The organism is Streptomyces microflavus, assembly GCF_014650075.1.
In the GTDB taxonomy this organism is placed as follows: Bacteria; Actinomycetota; Actinomycetes; order Streptomycetales; family Streptomycetaceae; genus Streptomyces; species Streptomyces microflavus.
Window position 1 is genome coordinate 349412 of record NZ_BMUG01000001.1, and the last position, 19853, is coordinate 369264.

General features: G+C 74.2%; 14 protein-coding genes. 6 read left to right on the forward strand and 8 right to left on the reverse strand.

The genetic code is table 11. The features are described from left to right. Positions 1 to 6: 6 nt before the first annotated feature. From IE264_RS01500 to IE264_RS01510, 3 genes are read right to left on the reverse strand one after another with little or no spacing between them, the layout of a single operon-like run. Positions 7 to 228 (reverse strand): aroma-sacti cluster domain-containing protein, encoded by a 222-nt coding sequence (locus IE264_RS01500; protein ID WP_015608639.1) that lies wholly within the window; start codon positions 226 to 228, stop codon positions 7 to 9. After that, a complete protein-coding gene (locus IE264_RS01505; RefSeq protein WP_032758576.1) occupies positions 225 to 938 on the reverse strand; it encodes an iron-containing redox enzyme family protein in 714 nt (237 codons plus the stop codon). Before IE264_RS01505 ends, IE264_RS01500 begins: the two co-directional genes overlap by 4 nt. Positions 939 to 949: 11 nt before the next feature. Then, positions 950 to 2020: a radical SAM protein gene (locus IE264_RS01510; RefSeq protein WP_032758532.1), complete on the reverse strand. Its 1071-nt coding sequence runs from the start codon at positions 2018 to 2020 to the stop codon at positions 950 to 952. 338 nt (positions 2021 to 2358) lie between these two features. On the opposite strand from IE264_RS01510, the gene IE264_RS01515 reads away from it, so the two are divergent. From IE264_RS01515 to lanKC, 3 genes are all read left to right on the forward strand, one after another. Then, positions 2359 to 2517: a hypothetical protein gene (locus IE264_RS01515; RefSeq protein ID WP_015608636.1), complete on the forward strand. Its 159-nt coding sequence runs from the start codon at positions 2359 to 2361 to the stop codon at positions 2515 to 2517. Between the two features lie 250 nt (positions 2518 to 2767). Further along, entirely contained in the window at positions 2768 to 4063 is a 1296-nt protein-coding gene (locus IE264_RS01520; RefSeq protein WP_032758533.1) for an MFS transporter, read from the forward strand. A 64-nt stretch (positions 4064 to 4127) separates the two neighbouring features. After that, the gene (gene lanKC / locus IE264_RS01525) at positions 4128 to 6704 is read left to right on the forward strand and encodes a class III lanthionine synthetase LanKC (RefSeq protein ID WP_032758534.1); all 2577 of its coding nucleotides are present in this window, start codon (positions 4128 to 4130) and stop codon (positions 6702 to 6704) included. Between the two features lie 56 nt (positions 6705 to 6760). Here lanKC and IE264_RS01530 read toward each other — a convergent pair whose 3' ends face one another. The 5 genes from IE264_RS01530 to IE264_RS01550 all read right to left on the reverse strand — a co-directional run bounded on the left by IE264_RS01530 (position 6761) and on the right by IE264_RS01550 (position 16570). Continuing rightward, positions 6761 to 8614: an AfsR/SARP family transcriptional regulator gene (locus IE264_RS01530; RefSeq protein WP_015608633.1), complete on the reverse strand. Its 1854-nt coding sequence runs from the start codon at positions 8612 to 8614 to the stop codon at positions 6761 to 6763. Positions 8615 to 8805: 191 nt separating this feature from the next. Further along, the gene (locus IE264_RS01535) at positions 8806 to 11721 is read right to left on the reverse strand and encodes a helix-turn-helix transcriptional regulator (RefSeq protein ID WP_032758535.1); all 2916 of its coding nucleotides are present in this window, start codon (positions 11719 to 11721) and stop codon (positions 8806 to 8808) included. Between the two features lie 71 nt (positions 11722 to 11792). Further along, a complete protein-coding gene (locus tag IE264_RS01540; RefSeq protein WP_015608631.1) occupies positions 11793 to 11987 on the reverse strand; it encodes a hypothetical protein in 195 nt (64 codons plus the stop codon). 92 nt (positions 11988 to 12079) lie between these two features. Continuing rightward, the gene (locus tag IE264_RS01545; RefSeq protein WP_032758536.1) at positions 12080 to 15373 is read right to left on the reverse strand and encodes a type 2 lanthipeptide synthetase LanM family protein; all 3294 of its coding nucleotides are present in this window, start codon (positions 15371 to 15373) and stop codon (positions 12080 to 12082) included. 120 nt (positions 15374 to 15493) lie between these two features. Then, a complete protein-coding gene (locus IE264_RS01550) occupies positions 15494 to 16570 on the reverse strand; it encodes a LacI family DNA-binding transcriptional regulator (RefSeq protein WP_032758537.1) in 1077 nt (358 codons plus the stop codon). 109 nt (positions 16571 to 16679) lie between these two features. Between IE264_RS01550 and IE264_RS01555 the strand changes: the two genes are divergently transcribed. From IE264_RS01555 to IE264_RS01565, 3 genes are read left to right on the forward strand one after another with little or no spacing between them, the layout of a single operon-like run. After that, positions 16680 to 17831, forward strand: coding sequence for a Gfo/Idh/MocA family protein (locus IE264_RS01555; protein WP_032758538.1), 1152 nt, complete (start codon positions 16680 to 16682; stop codon positions 17829 to 17831). Next, positions 17828 to 18982, forward strand: coding sequence for a dihydrodipicolinate synthase family protein (locus tag IE264_RS01560; protein ID WP_032758539.1), 1155 nt, complete (start codon positions 17828 to 17830; stop codon positions 18980 to 18982). The genes IE264_RS01555 and IE264_RS01560 overlap by 4 nt, the downstream gene beginning before the upstream one ends. Continuing rightward, positions 18979 to 19821 (forward strand): sugar phosphate isomerase/epimerase family protein, encoded by an 843-nt coding sequence (locus IE264_RS01565; RefSeq protein WP_032758540.1) that lies wholly within the window; start codon positions 18979 to 18981, stop codon positions 19819 to 19821. The genes IE264_RS01560 and IE264_RS01565 overlap by 4 nt, the downstream gene beginning before the upstream one ends. Positions 19822 to 19853 lie beyond the last annotated feature (32 nt).

The window sequence follows — 19853 nt, forward strand, 5'->3', positions numbered from 1 at the left end:
CACGCCCTAGAACAGCGCGCCGCCCGCGATCTCGCCGTGGGCCTGGACCTCGGGGCCCACCGCGTCCAGCCGGCTCTTGACGTCGAGCAGCACGGTGAGCTCCTGCGGTGTCAGCTCGCTCAGCACCAGCCGCTGCTCCTCGGTGAGGAGGTCCACGGGGAACCCCGCTTCGTACAACACCGCGTCCATGGGGGGCGGTTCGGGTGTGGTCGGGGGTGGTCCGGTCATCGGGTGACTCCCGTCGGTGGGGTGGGTCCGGCTCCCCGCAGCGACGGCGCCGGTGCGGAGCGCCCGAGCCGGACGAACAGCCGGGTGAGCGCGTCGAGGGAGTGCAGCGCGCTGACCGCGAGGGCCGCTTCCTGGTCCCGGGTCAGCGGCAGCCGGTCCAGCAGCGCGTGCAGCTCGTCCAGGTGGTCCGTGTCGAGCGCCGCGTGCTCCCGTACGGTCCGCAGGGCGGCGGCGGGCAGCCCGGTCGTCCCGGCGATGCGGTCGGTCAGCCCGGGGGCGGGCGCGTACCCCTCCAGCACCGCGATGTAGCCGAGCAGGGCGACCGGGTGGTGGTGCTCGATCCAGTAGTACTGGGGGCCGACGAGGGCGGCCACGTCCGGCGGCGGCAGCGGGTCGAGCGCGTCCCCGGGGAGCGCGCCGGCCACGAGCAGATCCTCCAGGAGCCAGGCGTCGTGCCCCTGCTCCTCCTGGATGTGCTCCGCCAGATACGCGGCCAGCGGCTCGGACAACGGGTCGCCGGGCGCCTCGTACGTGCGCCGCAGGGCCAGCTCCATCAGCGGGACGGAGGCCCGGATCACGGCGTGCATGGTGCACAGATAGGACCGGTAGCGCGGCAACAGCCCCTCGGGGCGCCACATGTACGCGGTCGCGCCCCGCAACTCCGGTTCCAGCAGCTGCAGTTTGGTCCGCAACCGTGCCGAGGCACCCATGACACCGGTGCTCACCGCGCGCTCCCGGCGCCCACCAGTGGGGCGTAGGCCGAGCAGCCGTGCCGCCGGACGACCCCCTCCGGCCCGCCGAGCGCACCGCGCCGGGCGGCGGCCAGGTCGAGCAGCGCACCCGCAGGGCCCGCCGCCACCGCACCGGCCGCCGCCGTCACCGCCTCGTCGCCGCCCAGCGCCCGGCACCCGTCGCAGTAGGAGCCCGGGTGGGGCGCGGCACCGGAGCGGGCGGCCAGATGGGCCGGGCCGACCGTGCGGATCATCCGTAACACCGGGGATTCCAGGGCCCTTCGGCGTACGGTCCCCCAGTCGTCGGAGGCGATGTGCCCGAGGTCCAGATGGGCCGGGGCGGGCCGCCGGTCCACGGTGTCCTGGTTGCAGCAGGCCAGCACCGTGCCGTCGAACGCGACCACCGGCCAGGCGGCCATCGAGCAGGGCGCCGCCACCGACGGGTCGGGGCCGGTGCGGGCGGGCCTGGCCCACGAGGCGGCCCGGCCGAACGGCCGCACCTCGTTGACCAGGGACGGCACCCGGCCGCCGAACTCCTGGTCGATGGCCCGGGTGATGTCGGCCAGGTACGGATCGTCCGCGCCGGTCCCGGTGAGGTGGAAGCTGACGGAGACCCCCGACTCCCGGATGCGGTGCAGGGCGCGGAACACGTCGGCTCGCGCCACCTCCCGCTCGTGGTGCACGTCCAGGCTCGCGGAGAAGTGGTCGACCTGGGCGATCGCGCGCAGGATCGCGGGCGGGATCTCCCTGGAGCGGGCGAAGAACATGCCGCTCAGCACCGCCGTACGCGATCCGGCGCGGCGCGCCAGGAAGCTCAGCTCGCCGGCGAGCGTCGGCAGGAGCAGCGGCTCCCCGCCCGTCAGCATGACCACGTCCGGCCGGTTCTCCTCGGTGAACGAGCCCACGAACCGCAGCAGTTGCCCGGCGTCCGGCTCCTCCCGCACGGTCAGGTCCGACCCGGTGGAGCAGTGCCCGCACCGCAGGGGGCAGCGGCGGGTGAGGCCGAGCAGCAGACCGGCGGCCGGGAAGGGCCGGAGTCCGACGAGTTCGGCGAGTTCCATACGGGCCGCCTCCTTCGGGGGCTGGGGGCGTGTCCGGACTTCAGGGGCCGGTGCGCGCCCGCCCAGGCTGTGGCGTACCGGTTCACCGGCGGTCTGTCATCGCTTCGGCGGCGGTATGGGCGCAGGTCAGAGAGGCTCCGGAGGGCGGCGGGCGGCCCCGGGACACGGGTCCGGAGCCGTCGAGCTGGCCCCATACCGCCGCCATACCGGCGCCGAAGCGTCCCCGAGGCCGGCGCTCCTAACTTTCTCGGCAACGGCAGGCAACGGCCCGCCGCCGGAGACCGCGGTACGCATCCGAGGATTCCGGGCCCAGCAGTGACGAGTGGACGGAGACCACCATGTCCGAGAACACGAAGCCCGCGGCCGACGACAACAACGAGACCGAGGGCGCCGAGGTCGAGGCGCACTCCGTACTGGACCTCCAGGAGACGTCCGTCGACAAGGTCGTCGCCCCGGGCAGCTGCGTCAGCGTGCTCAGCGTCGTCCTGGAGAACTGACCGGACGCACCGGGGCGGCGCCACGGAGGCCGAGGAGGCCCTCCCCGCCGTGGCGCCCGGCCGGCCGGTGATGTGGGGCGGTTCCGTCACGACGGAGCCGCCCCGCCGCCGATTCCGGCACCGAAGGGGAGTGACACCCGCCGCCGATTCCGGCACCGAAGGGGAGTGACACCCGCGGCCGGTTCCGGCACCGCGCAGGAGCGACACCCGCCGCACGGACCACGACCCCGCCCACCACCGGGAGTGCACGATGACCAAGCCGCTACGCGAAAACCGGGACTTCCGGCTGCTCTGGCTGAGCGGCCTCTTCGCGGTCCTGGGCGGGCAGATGAGCGCCCTCGCCCTTCCCCTGCTGGTCCTCAAGGAGACCGGTTCCGCGGTGCAGGCGGGAGCGGTCGGGACGGTGTCCGTGGGAGCCGTCCTCATCACCATGCTGCCCGGCGGGGTGATGGCGGACCGGATCGAGCGCCGCCGGCTGATGAGGCTGTGCGACGTCGGCAGCCTGACCGTCGTCACCGCCCTCACGATCGCCGTGTTCTACGGGCACGCCCCCATGCCCCTCGTCCTGCTCGTCGCCGCGGCGGGCGCGGTCATCAGCAGCGTCTACGCGCCGGCCGTCTTCGGCCTGATGCGCGCGGTCGTCCCGGCCGACCAGATGGGCACCGCCACCGCACGGCTCCAGGCGCGCACCCAGACGGCCCGGCTGGTCGGACCGCTCGTCGGGGGCGCGCTGTTCGGCATCCACCCGGCCCTGCCGTTCGCGATCGAGGCGCTGGGCCTGCTCGCCTCGACCGTCTGCGTGGCCCTCGTCCGTACCCGCTCCCGGGCCAGGACGACGGCGGGCTCCGCGTTCAGCAAGCGCGAACTCACCGCGGGGCTCACCTTCCTGTGGAAGATCCCCTATCTGCGGACGGTCCTCCTCATCTTCGGCCTGGGCATGAACTTCGCGTTCGGGGCCCTCACCTTCATCGCCCTGACGGCGTTCTCCGACGGAGGCCGTTCCGGTATCGGCGGCGGCTTCGTCATCAGCTGTGTCTCCGCCGGGGCCCTGGCCGGTGCGCTGTTCGCGCCACGGATCAGCCCCGCCCGGCACTCCCGGGTCCTGATCGTCGCCACCTGCTGGACCTGTGTGGCCGCCGCCGGGGTGATGGCGTGGCTGAGCCGGCCTGTGGTGGCCGGGCTGATGTGCGCGCTCTGCATGTTCCTGTCGACGGTCGCCAGCATCGGCTTCCTGTCGAAGCTGCTGGTCGTGACGCCGGAGGAGAAGGTGGGCCGGGTGCAGAGCGCGGCCGGTTTCCTCTCCTCCATGGTCCAGCCGTTCGGGCCGCTGGCCGGCGGAGCCCTGCTGATGGCCTTCGGCCCCCGGTGGGCCTTCGCCCTCACCGGCTGTGTGCTGGCCGCCTCGGCCCTCGTGGTCACCTTCGCCGCCTCGGCGCGCAGGGAGCCGGCCCCGCCGGCCCAGGATCCGGCCCCCGCCGACCCGGTGGATCCGGAGCCCGCCGACCCGGTGGAGCCCGGGGCCGAGCGCGTCACCCCCGGGGCCTGACCCCCTTCGAGCCCCTGCGAGCGAGCACCATCGAGCGAGCCCCTTCGAGTAGAGAGAGCCGAGCGTGCCAGGCGTCCAGGAAACCCAGCTCTACTGCCTCGCCGACCGTACGTACTTCGACACCCCGGCCCGGCTGCCCGACGCGGACTCCCGCTACCGGCTCGACACCGACCCGCCCCCGGCGGGCTGGCGCCGCGAGGCTGTTGGCCTGTGGACCTCCCTCGTGCCCGAGCACGCCGAACTCGCCGAGCAGGGCTGGAAGATCCATGTCTCCACCGTGCCCGACGAGGCGGAGGCCACCCTGCGGGACACCGCGCGGATCTGCCTGAGCCACGGTGTGCCGTTCAAGTTCCTGCGCAGCACCCGGGCGCTGTCGCTGATGGCGGACAAACACATGAACCGCAGCGGCGCGGGCAAGTTCATCGCCGTCTACCCGCCCGACGACGCCGTCTTCCAGGCGCTGGCCGAAGAACTGTCCACGGCCCTGGCCGGGCGCAGCGGCCCCTACGTCCTCAGCGACCTGCGGATCGGGGACGCCCCTGTCTACACGCGCTACGGCGCCTACGTGCCCCGCTGGTGCGCCGACGCCGACGGCAGCCGGGTACTCGCCCTGCGGGACCCCTCCGGGCGGCTGGTCCCCGACGAACGCGGGGTCGTCTTCCGTACGCCCTCCTGGGTCGAGGTGCCGTCGTTCCTGCGCCCGCACCTCGCGGCGCGCGCCGCCGCCCGCGACGACACCTTCCCCTACACGGTCACCGAGGCCCTCCAGTTCTCCAACGCGGGCGGGATCTACCTGGCGAAGGACCGGGAGACCGGCCGGCGCGTGGTGCTGCGGGAGGCCCGTCCGCACTGTGGCCTCGACGGAGCGGGCGACGACGCCGTCACCCGCCTGCACCGCGAGCACCGGGCGCTGACGACCCTGGCCGGGCTCGACTGCGTACCCGAGGTGCACGGCGTACGGACCGTCTGGGAGCACCACTTCCTGATCGAGGAACACATCGAGGGGAACACCCTTCTGGAGGAGATCGTCGGCCGCTTCGCCCTCGTGCGCGGGGCGGTGACGGCCGAGGAACTCGCCCCCTACGTCGCCTGGACCGACGCCATGGTGGGCGAGCTGTCCCGGGCACTGGAGGAGATCCACGCGCGCGGTCTGCGCTTCGGCGATCTGCACCCGTCCAACATCATCGTCCGGCCCGACGGACGTATCGCGCTGGTCGACTTCGAGTACGCCACCGCGCTCGACGACCACGACACCCCGCTCGCCGGCGCCCAGGGCCTCCAGGCACCCCCAGGGACCCCCGGCGCGGAGGCCGACGCGTACGCGCTCTGGGCGACCTGGCTCACCATGCTGATGCCGCTCACGGAGATGGCCGGCCTGGAGCGGGCGAAGGCACTCACGCTGGAGAGCTGGGCCCGCCGCAGGTACGGACTCCCCGCCGGGGCGGGACCGGCCAGGCCCGCACTGCTGCACGGCCTGGACGCCTCACGGCGGCGCGAGGCCGAGGTGGCCGCTCTGTTCGAGCCGGAGGTGGACTGGGCGGAGATCCGCACCCGTCTGCTGGCCGGGATCCATGCCGGAGCCACCCCCGAACGGACGGACCGCCTCTTCCCCGGCGGTCCCGGCCTCTTCGCCACCGGCGGGACCGACCTCGCCAACGGCGCCGCCGGTGTCCTGTACGCCCTGCACCGCACGGGCGCCCCCGTCCCCGGCGAGTGGACCGACTGGCTCGCCGCCGCCGCACTCCGCCGGGACCCCGCCGAGGCGGGCGGCCTCTTCGACGGGCTGCCGGGAACGGCCCTGGTCCTCACCCTCCTCGGCCGCGCCGAACAGGGCCGGGAGCTGTGGGACCGGGCGATGTCCACCGCCTCCCCGGCCCCTTCGGCGGACCTGTTCACCGGGCGCGCGGGCATCGCCCTCGCCGCCCTCCGCATGGCCCGCGCCTCCTACGGCCCGGAACCCGGCACCCGGCTCATCGACACCGCCCTGAGCACCGCCCGCGACCTGGACCTGCTGGCCCGGGGCGAGGAGGTGGACGGGATGCGCCTCCCGGAGTCGGCGGGGCTGCTGCGCGGGCTGAGCGGCGCCGCCCTGCTCCACCTGGAACTCCACGCGCTGACCGGCGAGGACTGGCTGCGCGAGGCCGCCCGCACCGCCATCGAACGCGAGGCCGGACACCTCGTCACCCTGGACGACGGCACGCTCCAGGTCCGGGACGGCGGGCGGAACCTGCTCTACCTCAACCAGGGCAGCTCGGGCGTCGCCCTGGTGGCCCAGGCGTACACGGCCCGCCACGAGGACCCGGCCCTCGGCGCCCTGATCCCCGGGGTGCGCAAGGGCTGCGCCATGGAGTTCGTCCGCGAACCCGGCCTGTTCATGGGGCGGGCGGGACTCGTCGCGTCGGCGGGACAACTGGCGCCCGACGGCCGTACGGGCACCGAAGTCCTGGCCTCCGTACGCAACTTGACCTGGCACCTGCTCGCCGACGAGGACCGGCTGCTCGTCCCCGGCGCGACCCTGCGGCGCTGCTCCGCCGACCTGGCGACGGGGGCGGCCGGACTGCTGCTGTCCCTGGACTTCCTGTCGGGCGCCACGGACGCCACCGCGAAGAGCGGACTGCTGGACCTGCTCACCCTGGGGTGACCCCGGGGCGAGCGGGCTGGGGGTCACCAGGCTCCGGGCCCGGCGGGCACGCCCCCTTACGAGCCCTCACGCTCCCGGGCGTACAGACAGAGCAGCCGCGGCACTTCGTACAGCGCGGCGTGCGCAGTGACCTCCCCGGTCGGCGAGGTCACCGCCCCCGCGTCGATCAGCGACTCGACGGTACGGATCGCGGCCCGCTCCCCGCACCCCAGCGCCTCCATCGCCCCGTCCAGCGTGAAGCCGCCCTCCTGCGCGGGACCGGCCAGCAGCCCCAGCGCCCGCCGGTCGTCCGCCGCCAGGTCCTGCCAGCCGGACGCCATCCGCAGCCGTACGGAGACATCCCCGGCGACCAGTTCGTCCAGGGCCGCCGACGGATCGCCGAGCCGGTCCGCGTACTCCGCCAGCGGCAGATGGCGCAGCACCGCCAGCCGCATCCCGCCCACCCCCACCGCCAACGGCAGCGCCCCGCAGGCCCTCACGATCCGCAGGGCCGCCGCCGGATCGGTCCGCAGCCGCCCCGGCCCGATCAGCTTGCCCAGCAGCTCCAGGGCCTCGCCGTCCGCCAGCGCGCCCAGGGCGACCCGGTGCACCGGGGCAAGACCTGCCAGCTGCCCGCGCGCGGTGAGGACCACCGAGGACGGCCCCGACCGGGGCAGCAGCCCCCGTACCGAAGCCTCGTCCGGTACGTCGTCCAGGACGATCAGCGCCCGGTGCAGCGACAGCCACTCCTGCCAGGCGTCCTCCGCGTCCTGCGACACCGCCGCGTCCGGCCCGCCCTCCGCCCCGGCCGGCCCCGCCGGAACCACCGGGACCCGCACCCCGCACAACCGCCCCAGCTCGGCCAGGACATCGGCGGGGGTACGGGCCGTGCCGTCCTCCCGCCGGACCTGGACGTGGAACCGCCCGTCGGGGAAGCCGTCACCGAGCAGATGGGCCGCCCGCAGGGCCAGCGCCGACTTGCCGGAGCCCGCGGGCCCCGAGACGACCACCACACGCTCGTCCGGAGAGCCCAACAGGGCCAGCACGTCCCGCAGTTCCTCGCGGCGACCGGTGAAGTCCCTGGGGGCGGCGGGCAGCGCGGCACCGCGCACGGTGTCCCGGCCGGCCGCCGGGGGCCGGGGCGCACGGCCCCGGCCCAGCATCGCCCGGTACAGGGCCGCCATCGCCGGACTCGGCTCCAGGCCCAGCTCCCGGGCCAGCAGGAGCCGGTAGTCGTCGTACACCGCCAACGCCTCGGCCTGCCGCCCCGACTGGTGCAGCGAGTTCATCCAGGCCGCCCGGAGCCGCTCCCGCAGCGGGTGGCGCTCCACCAGATCGCGCAGGCCGTCCACCGCGACGGCGGCCCGGCCGAGCTCGATCTCGGTCTCGGCCCAGTCCTCGTACACGGTCAGACAGCGGGCCTCCAGCCGCTCGGCCTCCTCCGCCACCCCGGTGGAGTCCCGCAGATCGTTCAGCGGCGGCCCCTCCCACAGGTCCAGCGCCTCGCGCAGCAGCCGGGCCGCCGTCCGCAGATCACCGCGCTCACCGGCGTCCCGCCCGGCGCGGGCCAGGGACCGGAAGCGCAGGGTGTCCAGCTCGCCCTCGTCGATGCGGAGCCGGTAGCCGCCGCAGCCGTGGACCACCCGGTCGCGGTTGTCGCCGTCGGTGCTGCCCAGCAGGGCGCGGGCCGCGCTCACATAGACCTGGAGGTTCTTCCGCGCGGTCCGGGGCGGGTCGTCGGGCCACACCGCGTCGGTCAGCACATCGACGGGGACGGGGGTGTTGGGGCGGGAGAGCAGCGTGGCGAGGACGAGGCGCTGTTTGCGCGGGCCGAGCGGGAGCGGGCGGCCGTCCCGTACGGCGGTCAGCGGACCGAGCAGCGAGAAGTACACCGCACCGGCGGGGGCCGGTCGGGCGGGAGGTCGGATCATCAGCGGGCCTCCGGAAGCGGGGACGGGCGGCAGACTGCCGTACGCACGCTTCTGATCCTGTCGCCGTCACGGCATGCGCACATCGGGGGACTGCCCGTATGTTCCGCCCGCACACCCGACCGAAAGCGCCCCGTGCCCCCATGTTGTGCCCGCGCCACCCATGTTGTGTGGGGGTGCGCCCCCCGGCCGCCTCAGGCCGGCTCGACCGCGCACTCCGCCGCGAACTCGCAGAGCGCCGAACGGTCCGCCCGTCCCGTCTTGCTCAGCAGGCTGGCCATGTGCTTCTCCACCGTGCGCGGCGAGATGGAGAGCCGCCGGGCGATCTGCTGGTTGCCCGGCCGCTCCGGGAGCAGCACGAACACCTCGTACTCGCGCGGGGTGACCCCGCTGGTCCGCAGCGACACCGGGATGCGGTCCCAGCCGCCCCGGTGCTGGGTGACGCTCGCCCCCGCCTGCCGCAGGGCCGCCCGGCACGCGGAGGCGACCGGCTGCACCCCGACCCCGTAGAAGAACTCCTCGGCCCGCCGCAGCCAGGCCACCGGCTCACCCCAGCCGTCGGCGCGGGCCGCGTCCGCGACCAGCCGCAGGCCCAGGTGGCGGGCGACGGGGAAGGCGGTGGACCGGGCGTCGAAGGAGGCCACCAGACGGGCGGCCCCGGCCCGGTCGCCGGCCCGGCCCAGCAGCACCGCGTCCGCCAGCTCCAGGAACTGCCCGTTCCAGGCGAGTTGGGCTCCGGGCGAGGCACGTACGGCCTCGAACTCGGCCCGGTCCGCCGCACCCGCCAGCACCCGCAGGAAGGGGCGCAGCCCGTAACTCCCGCTCAGATAGAAGTAGCTGGGGTGGTCCCGCTCCCAGGCCTGCACCGCGTCCAGCCCCGCCAGGGCCCGCTCCCGGTCCTCCTCCAGCAGCGCCCCGATCGCCTTGCACAGCCCCAACTGGTGGGGCACGAGCAGCGATTGCTCACCGCCCGCCCGGCGGAACGTGGCGAGCGAGCGGTCCATGTCCCGCCGCCGCCCCCGGTGCGCGGCCATCGTGGCGGCGGAGAGCAGCAGATAGCGGTGGGCGGAGAGGTTGCCGACCCGGGCACTGGCCTCCAGCGAACGGTCGATGATCTCCTGCGCCTCGTCCCAACGGGCGCACAGCACTGCGTTCATGGCGAGCAGCCCGTCCACCGTCTGGGTCAGCAGCAGCGCCCCCAGCTCCGTGGCCGCGGCCCGCGCCGACCGCAGCCGGGAGGCGTCCCCGGTCCGCATGAAGGCATTGGCGCCCAGCCGCACCAGCGCCTCCACCCGCCAGACGGGCAGGGCGTGTTCGGTGGAGAGGGAGAGCATCCGCTCCAGACAGGCATCCGCCTCGTCGAACCCCTTCTCACGCAGCAGCAGCGCCAGCAACTGCCAGGCCTGGCAGGCGACCACGGGCAGCCCCTCGGCCTCGGCGATCTCCGCGGCCTCCCGGGCCGCCGCCTCGGTCTCCGCGGGGCACCGGTGTTCCTGGCCCGGCAGCAGGGCGAGATGGGCGTCGGCGACACCGAGCGCGGCCCGGCTGCCGGGGGCGGGTTCCTGCCCGAGCAGGGTGCGGGCGGCGGCGATCTGGCGGGCCGCGTCGGCGGCCCGCTCGGCCATCACGGCCACCCAGGCGATCTTGATGTGGATCTCGCCGCGCCGGTCGGCGGCCTCGCTACGGGCGGGCACGGGAGGAAGCGTCTCGGCCAGCTCCAGCGCGCCGTCCAGATCACCGCCCTCGGCGCGGGCGACCGCCAGGGACTCGGCGATGGCGGCCCGGTCGGCGTCGGCGGCCAGGGGGCAGGCCCGCTCCAGCAGCACCACGGCCGAACCGTGGGCCCCTGAAGCGAGCATCCGTCTTCCGGCCTCCGCGAACCGCAGCGCCGCCCCCGAACGGTTGCCGGCGGCCAGGTGCAGGGAGGCGACGAGCTGCTGTCCGTCCTCGTCGAGCGGGTGGCCGGAGTGCTCCACGGCCCCGGCGGCACGGCGGGCGAGCGAGGCGCGTTCGGCGGGGGCCAGCGAGGAGATCAGGGCCTCGGCGGTCAGCGAGTGCCGGAAGGCGTACCGGTCGGGGGCGGCGCCGTCGGGGGCGATCACGCCTGCCTCGACGGCGGACCGCAGATGGGTGAAGAGGGCCCGGTCCTCGAAGCCCGTGACGGTCTGGAGCACGGAGACCGAGAACTGGCCGCCCAGGGTGGCCGCCGCGAGTAAGAGGTCCCGGACCGGCTCGTCCAGCCGGTCGAGTCTGCGGGTCCAGCTCCGCACGATCCCCGAGGGGACCGGGCCGCCGGGATCGTCCGCCGCCACCCAGCCGCTCTCCGCCCGCCGCAACTGGCCGGTGTCGAGCAGATCCGCCAGCAGCACCTCCACCAGGTACGGGTTGCCGCCCGCGCGTTCGGCCAGCCGCTGGTGCACCACCGGGGGTATCTCCTCGGGCGCCGCCTCCAGACACGCGCCGGTCAGCGCCCGCATCTGGTCGTCGGCGAGCGGCTTCAACTCCCGGACGGTGGCGGCCTGGCGGCGCTCGGCGGACCGTACGAGGTCGAGGGCGGCCCCCGCCTCGGGGCGCAGGGTCCCCAGCAGCAGGATCGGCAGGTCGGCGAGGTTGTCGATGACGTACTCGACCACCGCGATGGTCTCCGTGTCGCTGTCGTGGAGATCTTCCAGCAGGATCGCGCAGCCGGACTCCCGGCCCAGCACCGACAGCAGCCGCAGCAGCGCCTCCGCCAGTTCCACGACGGTCTCCGGATAGCCGGGGGACGCCTCCTGGCGCCACTCGGGGACCAGCCGGGCCAGCGCGGGATGGTAGGGCGCCAGCTCGGGGTCGGTCGGCGTGCCGGCGGCCCGGAAGCGGGAGGAGAGCGCTTCGACAAGTGGCCGGAAAGGGACGACGAGACCGGTCGACGTGGCCCGGCCGCGCAGCACGGGCATGCCGAGTCCATAGGCCCGGTAGGCGCATTCACCCACCAGCCGGGATTTCCCGATCCCCGCTTCGCCCAGGAAGAACAAGGCGCGCCCCGAACGCCGTTGCACGGCGTCCAGGGCGCTGCTCAGCAGGCCGATCTCCTCGTCCCGCCCGACGATGACCGGCGAAGTGGCTCGCATGGCCGCAGGCTACTGGAGTCGTAACTCATGCGGCAGTGGCCCAATGCGCCACAATGCGGGCCCAGCAGTGGTTAAAGGGGAATCATGGTGGTCCACGGCAGGTCGATGGTGTTGCCCGTCTCGCCCTCCGAAGCGCTGAGGAGCCTGCTGCGCATCCCCAGCCCGCCGCCGATACCGAGGGAAATCTGCCCGGCCGGGTGGTCGTAAGCGCCCTCGTGCGCGAGCTGGCCGGATCCCTGCATCGCCGATTCGCTGATGTGCGTCATCTCTGCCTCATTCTCTGCTGGGGTTTCTGACGGTAGGTCAACAAATGATTCGGTACGGGTCGAAAGGCTGGAACAGGCCGCAGGCTGACGGATCACGCGGCCCCTGCGGACGGATTGAGCAACAGCGCGGAGCCGATCCGGTCGGGGAATCCCGCCCGCAGCAGTCCGTGCCCTACCCCCGAGAGGCCGGTGAGCAGCCCCGGGTGCGGTACGTGTCCGGGGGTTCCGCAGCGCGGCCCCTCCCGGTCGGCGGCGGCCAGCAGGGTCCCGGCCCGGCGCACCCACGGGGTGCGGTCACCGGTCAGGGCGCCGTGGCCGAGCAGCTCCAGCAGCCCGAGCTCGCCGTGGCAGAGGCTGTCGTCGGCGAGCGGGGCGGAGTCCGCCAGCTCACCGGCCTGCTCCGCCAGCCAGCCGGACAGGTCGGGGTCGGCCAGCGCGTCCGGGCTGTCCGCGATCGCGAGGGCCACCCCGGCGGCCCCCTCGCACCAGGCCCGGCCCCCGGTCACCTCGACGGCCGCCCGGCGCAGGGCCCGCAGCCCCGCCGTACGGTACTGCTCACCGCCCCCCGCCGCGGCGAAGCGCAGCAGCGCCCAGCCGATCCCCGCGGCCCCCTCCGCGAAGCCCCCGGCCACCGGGAGCGGGGCGATGGAGATCCGCTCGGCACAGCGCTCGGCACCCCGCCAGGCCTCGGCCCGGCCGGTGGTGCGGTGCACCGCGAGCAGGGAGACCAGCCCGCCGGCCGCCCCGCCGCGCACCCCGTACCCGTCCTCGGCCGCGCTCGCCGCGCAGGCCAGCCGGGTGGCCGGGCCCGCCAGGTCGAGCACCGCACGGTCGCCGAGCAGCGAACCCACCTCGGCCAGGGCGTACGCGATGCCGCCGAGACCCGCGAAGGCCCCCGAACCCAGCACCATGAGGTCGTCGACCCGGCCGTGCAGCGCGTCCAGCAGTCCGGGCACCGGGGCCAGCGCCTCGCGGGCCGTCTCGGCGTACCGCTCGGCGCCGGTGAGGGCGGCCAGCTGGGCGAGGAAGAGCGCGGGGCCGGTGTAGCCGCTCGCGAGGTCGGCCGCCATCGGCGCGAGCCGCCAGTAGCGCTCGCCGAGCAGCTCCAGGCCGATCCAGTTGGTGCGCTCCTTGTGCCGGTAGGCGAGGGAGACGAGCTGATCGCCCACCGACCGTGCGGCGGACAGGAGTTGCTCCGGCTCCGGGGCCGTCGCGGCCGTCCGGGCCCGTGCGCCGCCCTCCGCCCGGTGCGGCGGCTCGGACGAGGTGGACACCATGGCGGCCCGGATGATCCGTTCCTGGTCCTGGCGGTCCACCGTGTCCATGGCCCGCACCTTCTCCTCGACCCGGGCCAGCCCGGTGGGCCCCGGCGCCACCGGCACCGCGCGCCCGGTGCCGCTCCACAGGTCCGTGGAGCCGGGACGGGTCAGGAAGACCGGCACGTCACCGGCCCACAGCTCCTCGATCTCCTCGTCCTCCAGACCGGGCAGCGCGGGCACGCCCAGGGTGGGGGTGCGCAGCAGGGAGAGGACCTGGTGGCGTTCGGCCGCGTCCCGCATCAGGTCGGGGTGGGTCGACTCGTCGAGCAGCGTGGTGTAGGTCCAGGTCGGCCGGGGCACGACCCGTACCTCGTCCTGCGCGAAGTCCGTCAACAGGCCCCGCCTGCCGAGCAGTTCGTCGCGGTAGTCGCTGATGGAGGTGTAGCCGGCCCGGAAGCCCTCGCAGAGGGAGTCGGTGTACGCGGACGGATCGGCCGGAACCCCTTGCAGCCGGGGCCGGTTGGCGGACTCGGTGAACCGCGCGGAGCGCCGTACCAGCCGCATGGTGTCCCTGCCCGCGTCCGCCCAGTCGGCGGTCTCGATGGGGGAGGCGGCGGCCCGGCCGCCCCCGATGGCGGAGACGTCGAGCGCGGCCGAGTCCCCGACCAGCAGTTGGGGCAGCAGCCCCACCCGGTGCACCGAGTCGTGCAGGGCCCGGGCGGCGGGGTCGGCGGAGTGCGCCTGGGAGAGCGGCGGATGGAACAGGGTCTCCACATCCACCAGGACCGGGTGCGGCCCGCAGGCGATCAGGTTCTCCTGGTGCAGATCGGTCCCGTCCAGCAGGTGGAGCAGGGCCAGCAGCGCGCCCTGGCGCCGGTAGAAGAGATGGGTCTCCGCCGTGGACGAGCAGGGCCGCTCCTCGACGAACTCCACCCACCCGTAGTCACCCCGGTCCAGCACCCGCAGCGCCCGCAGGGACGGCGCCCCGGGCAGCGAACCGAACCATTCCACCAGGGTGTTGAAGTGCCGGTGCGCCGCGAGTGGGCGCGGCTTGTAGACGAGCCGGCTGCCGTCGGTGAACCGCAGGATCATCACCGAGCGGCCCCCGCGGTGGCTGTCGCCCGCACCGGCCTCGACCCCGGTCAGGGCCCTCGGCCCCCGCCCGGCGGCGGGCGCTCCCGGCGCGGCCCCCGGCGCCCGGTCGCCCAGCACACCGGAGGCGTCCAGCAGCTCCCGGTCGTCGGCGAGCCTGCCGAGCATCTCCGTGAGGGCGTCCGCCGCGGCCAGGCTCGTGCGGGCCAGGATGCGGGCCAGTACGGGATAGGCGGTGAGGAAGGCCGCGAGCCCGTCGCGCGCCGCCGTCAGCCGCAGGAAGTCCCGGAACCGCGCCTCGGGCCCGTCCCCGGCCAGCCGCCCCGCCCGCCGCGCCTTGTGCAGCTCCAGCACGAGCGTCCGGGCCGCGAGCCGGGCGAGCCGCCGGGTCAGATGGGACCGGAAGTCCTCCAGTACGGGGGCGAGCCCGACGGCGGTCCCGGCCCGTACGGCGTTGTTCGACGGCGAGGTCAGCAGCCGCCCGGCGGCCCGCTCGGCGAACGGGGCCACGACGAGGGCGAACCCGGTCAGCCCCGGGTGGTCCCGCTCGGCGATGACGGCCTCGGGCGGTGCGTCGGCGATGACGTCCCGGACGAAGGAGACCCAGTCGGGCTCCCCCATGGGCAGCTCCCCGACGACCCCGGGAAGCCACCAGGGGCCGGTACCGGCGACACTGCTGGTGGTGCCGACGGCGGTGTGCGGTCCGCCCGCGCCGGTGGTCCGGCCCGTCCCGTTCGTACGGGGCGCTCCGGGGGACCCGGCGGTGGCTGCCGGGCCGGTGGCTGTGAGGCCGGACGCGGGGGCGACCCCATCCGTCCTGGCGCTTCCGGGGGCGGCCCGGAACGTGCCGGTGAACCCGGCGGAGGCGGTGGAGGCATTCGCGCCGGTGATCGCGCCGGGCGTGTTGATGCCGGTGATCCCGGCGGGCGTGTTCGTGCCGATGCCCCCGGCCGGCCCGGTGACCCCGTCCGTGCCCGGGAGAGCGATCCGGGCAGCAGCCCCCGTACCGCCGCTGCCGATCAGTTCCTTCTCCACCGCACCTCCCAGGTCGGGAGCGGCCCACCGGACCGCCCGCGACCATCCTGTCGGGGGAGGGTGCTGGGGCACATGGGGGAGTTGCCCCCATCTTTCGTCCCCCGGCCCGCAGTTGGGGCCTCAGCCCACCCGGGGCGGAGCCGTCGACCCCCGGATCATCAGCTCGGCCGCGATGGTGGCGATACCGCCGGGCGGCGGGTTCTCCTTGCCCATGGCGAGCCGCCCCGCCCGCGCGCCCGCCTCGAAGAGCGGCAGCCGTACGGTCGTCAGAGCGGGTACGGCGTCCACCGAGAACGGCAGGTCGTCGAAGCCCGCCACCGAGATGTCCTGGGGGATGCGCAGCCCCTGGTCCCGCACGGCGGCGCAGGCGCCCAGCGCCACGGTGTCGTTGGCGGCGACGACGGCGGTCACGCCCGGCTCCCGGCGCAGTATTTCGAGGGTGGCCTCGTACCCGGAGCGCCGGTCGTAGGGCCCGTGCACGGTGAGCCGCTCCTCGTCCGCCGGGTCCGTGTCGAGCCCCGCGCCCCGCAGGGCCTCGCGGTGGCCCTCCAGCCGGTGCCGGGTGGTGGTGCGCTCGGGGGGCCCGGCGACGTACCCGATCCGGCGGTGGCCGAGGGCGATGAGGTGCTCGGTGAGGCGTCGGCCGCCGCCCCGGTTGTCGAAGGCGAGCGCGGCGACGAGCGCGTCCCCCTCGGGCAGCGGGGGACGCCCGCAGAAGACGATCCGGGTGCCGGCGTCGGCGAGCTTGGCCAGCTTCGCGGCCATCGCGGCCTGGTGCGCCGGGTACTCGACCGCCCCGCCGGTGAGCACGACGGCGGCGGCGCGCTGGCGCTGGAGGAGGGTGAGATAGGTGAGCTCGCGCTCGGGGGAGCCGCCGGTGTTGCAGATGACGGCCAGCTTCTCGCCGCCCGCCCGCCCGGAGCCGTCCCCGGGCCCGCCGATCTGGGTCTGCGCGGCCCCGGCCATGATCCCGAAGAAGGGGTCGGCGATGTCGTTGACCAGGATGCCGACCAGGTCCGACGTGGCGGCCGCGAGCGAGCTGGCGGGCCCGTTGAGCACGTAGTCCAGGTCGTCCACCGCGCGCAGGACCCGCTCCCGGGTCGACGCGGCGACCGGGTAGTTGCCGTTCAGCACGCGGGAGACGGTGGCCGGGGACACCCGGGCGCGAGCCGCCACGTCCGCCAGGGTGACTGTCATCGCTGTCCTCCGTGAGGTACCGGGCGGCCACCTCTTGTCCGGCCGCTGTCGGCAGGCTAGCGTCATCTCGTATAGAAAGCGCTTGCTACGGCTGTATGGAGGGAACTTCGTGACACGCAGGACAGTGCGCATCGCCATGAACGGCGTCACGGGTCGCATGGGATACCGGCAGCATCTGGTGCGTTCGATCCTCGCGATCCGCGAACAGGGCGGCCTGGACCTCGGTGACGGCGAGGTGCTCTGGCCCGAGCCCGTCCTCGTCGGCCGCCGCGCCCACGCCCTGGAGGAGCTGGCGGCCCGGCACGGCCTGACCGAGTGGTCGACGGACCTGGACGCGGTGCTCGCGGACGACACGATCGACATCTACTTCGACGCCCAGGTCACCTCGGCCCGGGTGGAGGCGATCAAGAAGGCCATCGCGGCGGGCAAGCACATCTACACCGAGAAGCCCACGGCCACGGACGTCGAGGGCGCCCTCGACCTGGCCCGCCTCGCCCGGGACGCCGGCATCAAGCACGGCGTGGTCCAGGACAAGATATTCCTCCCGGGCCTGCTGAAGCTGAAGCGCCTGATCGACGGCGGCTTCTTCGGCGAAATCCTCTCCGTCCGCGGGGAGTTCGGCTACTGGGTCTTCGAGGGTGACTGGCAGGAGGCCCAGCGCCCCTCGTGGAACTACCGCGCGGAGGACGGCGGCGGCATCGTCGTGGACATGTTCCCGCACTGGGAGTACGTGCTCCACGAGCTGTTCGGCCAGGTCACCTCCGTAACGGCCCATGTGCAGACGCACGTTCCGCGGCGCTGGGACGAGCACGGCAAGCCGTACGAGGCGACCGCCGACGACGCGGCGTACGGGATCTTCCAGCTGGCGGGCGGGGCGGTCGCGCAGATCAACTCCTCCTGGACGGTCCGGGTCAACCGCGACGAGCTGGTCGAGTTCCAGGTGGACGGTACGCACGGCTCCGCCGTGGCGGGCCTGCGCAACTGCCGCGTACAGCACCGGTCCGCAACCCCCAAGCCGGTCTGGAACCCGGACCTCCCGGTCACGGAACCGTTCCGCAACCAGTGGCAGGAGATCCCGGACAACCAGGAGTTCGACAACGGCTTCAAGGCGCAGTGGGAGCTGTTCCTGCGCCATGTGGCACTGGACGAGCCGTACACGTGGGACCTGCTGGCCGGCGCGCGGGGCGTCCAACTCGCCGAGCTGGGACTGAAGTCGTCGGCGGAGGGCCGCCGCTTCGAGGTCCCGGAGCTGACGCTGTGACGGCGGCCGTCCCCCTGCCCCAGGGCCCGTACACCCCCCGCGCCACCCCGCTGGACCTGCCCCCCACCGGGCTCCCGCCCACCTCCCGTACGGTCTTCTCGGCGGCCCATGTGGTGGCGGACCCCTACGCGGACATCAGCCCGGACGACCCGGCGGCCGTCGACTGGGAGTCCACGCTCGCCTTCCGCCGCCACCTCTGGTCGCACGGCCTGGGCGTCGCGGAGGCGATGGACACGGCACAGCGGGGCATGGGCCTGGACTGGGCGGGCGCGGCCGAACTGATCCGCCGCTCGGCGGTGGAGGCGAAGGCGGTGGGCGGGAGGATCGCTTGCGGAGTGGGCACGGACCAGCTGCCGCAGACCACCGAACCGACCCTCGCCGAGGTCCGCGCAGCGTACGAGGAGCAACTCGCCCTCGCCGAGGAGAACGGCGTACAGCCGATCCTGATGGCGTCCCGCGCACTGGTGAAGGCGGCGAAGGGCCCGGAGGACTACCTCGCCACGTACGCGCACCTCCTGCGCCAGGCATCGGAGCCGGTGATCCTGCACTGGCTGGGCCCGATGTTCGATCCGGCGCTGGAGGGCTACTGGGGCAGCACCGACCTGGACGAGGCGACGGACACGTTCCTGAAGGTCATCGCCGAACACCCGGACAAGGTGGACGGCATCAAGATCTCCCTCCTGGACGCGGCACGCGAGATCGATGTACGCCGCCGCCTCCCGGGCGGGGTGCGCTGCTACACGGGCGACGACTTCAACTACCCGGAGCTGATCGCGGGGGACGAACGGGGCTTCAGTCACGCGCTGTTGGGCATCTTCGACCCGCTGGGCCCCTTGGCGGCACATGCGGTACGGGTGCTGGACACGGGGGACGTGACAGGCTTCCGCGCCCTGCTCGACCCGACGGTCGAACTCTCCCGCCACCTCTTCCGGCCGCCGACCCGCTTCTACAAGACGGGCGTGGTGTTCCTGGCCTGGCTGGCCGGCCACCAGAGCCACTTCACGATGGCGGGCGGCCTGCAGTCGGCACGCTCGCTGCCGCACCTGGCGAAGGCGTACGAACTGGCTGACGGCCTGGGCCTGTTCCCGGACCCGGACCTGGCGGCACACCGTATGCGAGCGCTCCTGGCGACCAACGGAGGAGCAGCATGACCACCCCTTTCTCCCCCCTCTCCCGCCTCTCGATCAACCAGGAGACGATCAAGCAGTGGTCGCTCCCCGCTCTGACGGAGGGCTGCGTCAAGGCGGGCATCGGCCAGGTGGGCCTGTGGCGGGCGCCCGTCCAGGCGTACGGCGTCGAGCGCACGGCAAGGCTCCTCGCCGACGCCGGGCTCACCGTCACCAGCCTCTGCCGGGGCGGCTTCTTCACCGCCCTGGACCCCACCGAACGGGCCCGCGCCCTGGACGACAACCGCCGGGCGGTGGACGAGGCGGCGGCCCTGAACACGGACACCCTGGTCCTGGTCTCCGGCGGCCTCCCGCCCGGCAGCCGTGACCTGTACGGGGCGCGGGAGCGGGTGGCCGACGCACTGGCCGAACTGGCCCCGTACGCGGCGGAGCGCGGTGTACGCCTGGCGATCGAACCGCTGCACCCGATGTTCGCGTCGGACCGCTGCGTGGTCTCGACCCTGGCCCAGGCCCTGGACATCGCGGAACGCTTCCCGGCCGAGCGGGTAGGGGTGGTCGTCGACACGTACCACGTCTGGTGGGATGACCGGGCCCCCGCCGAGATCGCCCGCGCAGGGGCGGGCGGCCGCATCCACGCCTTCCAACTGGCCGACTGGATCACCCCACTTCCGGCGGGCGTGCTGCTGGGCCGGGGCCAACTGGGCGACGGAAGCGTGGACTTCCGCTCGTTCCGTAGCCAGGTGGAGTCCGCCGGGTACGACGGCCCGATCGAGGTGGAGATCTTCAACGAGGCGCTCTGGGCCCGTGACGGGGCGGAAGTGCTGGCCGAGGTGGCGGAGCGCTATGTGCAACATGCCTGCTGAGAGCCCTGCTCGAAACCAAAAGTAAAGAGATC

What these genes read in the sequence shown, in the direction of transcription:
- IE264_RS01510 (WP_032758532.1), bottom strand. Translation starts at nt 2,020, where the DNA reads ATGGAACTCGCCGAACTCGTCGGACTCCGGCCCTTCCCGGCCGCCGGT.
- IE264_RS01550 (WP_032758537.1), bottom strand. Translation starts at nt 16,570, where the DNA reads ATGACAGTCACCCTGGCGGACGTGGCGGCTCGCGCCCGGGTGTCCCCG.
- IE264_RS01565 (WP_032758540.1), top strand. Translation starts at nt 18,979, where the DNA reads ATGACCACCCCTTTCTCCCCCCTCTCCCGCCTCTCGATCAACCAGGAG.
- IE264_RS01530 (WP_015608633.1), bottom strand. Translation starts at nt 8,614, where the DNA reads ATGATCCGACCTCCCGCCCGACCGGCCCCCGCCGGTGCGGTGTACTTC.
- IE264_RS01505 (WP_032758576.1), bottom strand. Translation starts at nt 938, where the DNA reads ATGGGTGCCTCGGCACGGTTGCGGACCAAACTGCAGCTGCTGGAACCG.
- IE264_RS01500 (WP_015608639.1), bottom strand. Translation starts at nt 228, where the DNA reads ATGACCGGACCACCCCCGACCACACCCGAACCGCCCCCCATGGACGCG.
- IE264_RS01535 (WP_032758535.1), bottom strand. Translation starts at nt 11,721, where the DNA reads ATGCGAGCCACTTCGCCGGTCATCGTCGGGCGGGACGAGGAGATCGGC.
- IE264_RS01515 (WP_015608636.1), top strand. Translation starts at nt 2,359, where the DNA reads ATGTCCGAGAACACGAAGCCCGCGGCCGACGACAACAACGAGACCGAG.
- IE264_RS01540 (WP_015608631.1), bottom strand. Translation starts at nt 11,987, where the DNA reads ATGACGCACATCAGCGAATCGGCGATGCAGGGATCCGGCCAGCTCGCG.
- IE264_RS01520 (WP_032758533.1), top strand. Translation starts at nt 2,768, where the DNA reads ATGACCAAGCCGCTACGCGAAAACCGGGACTTCCGGCTGCTCTGGCTG.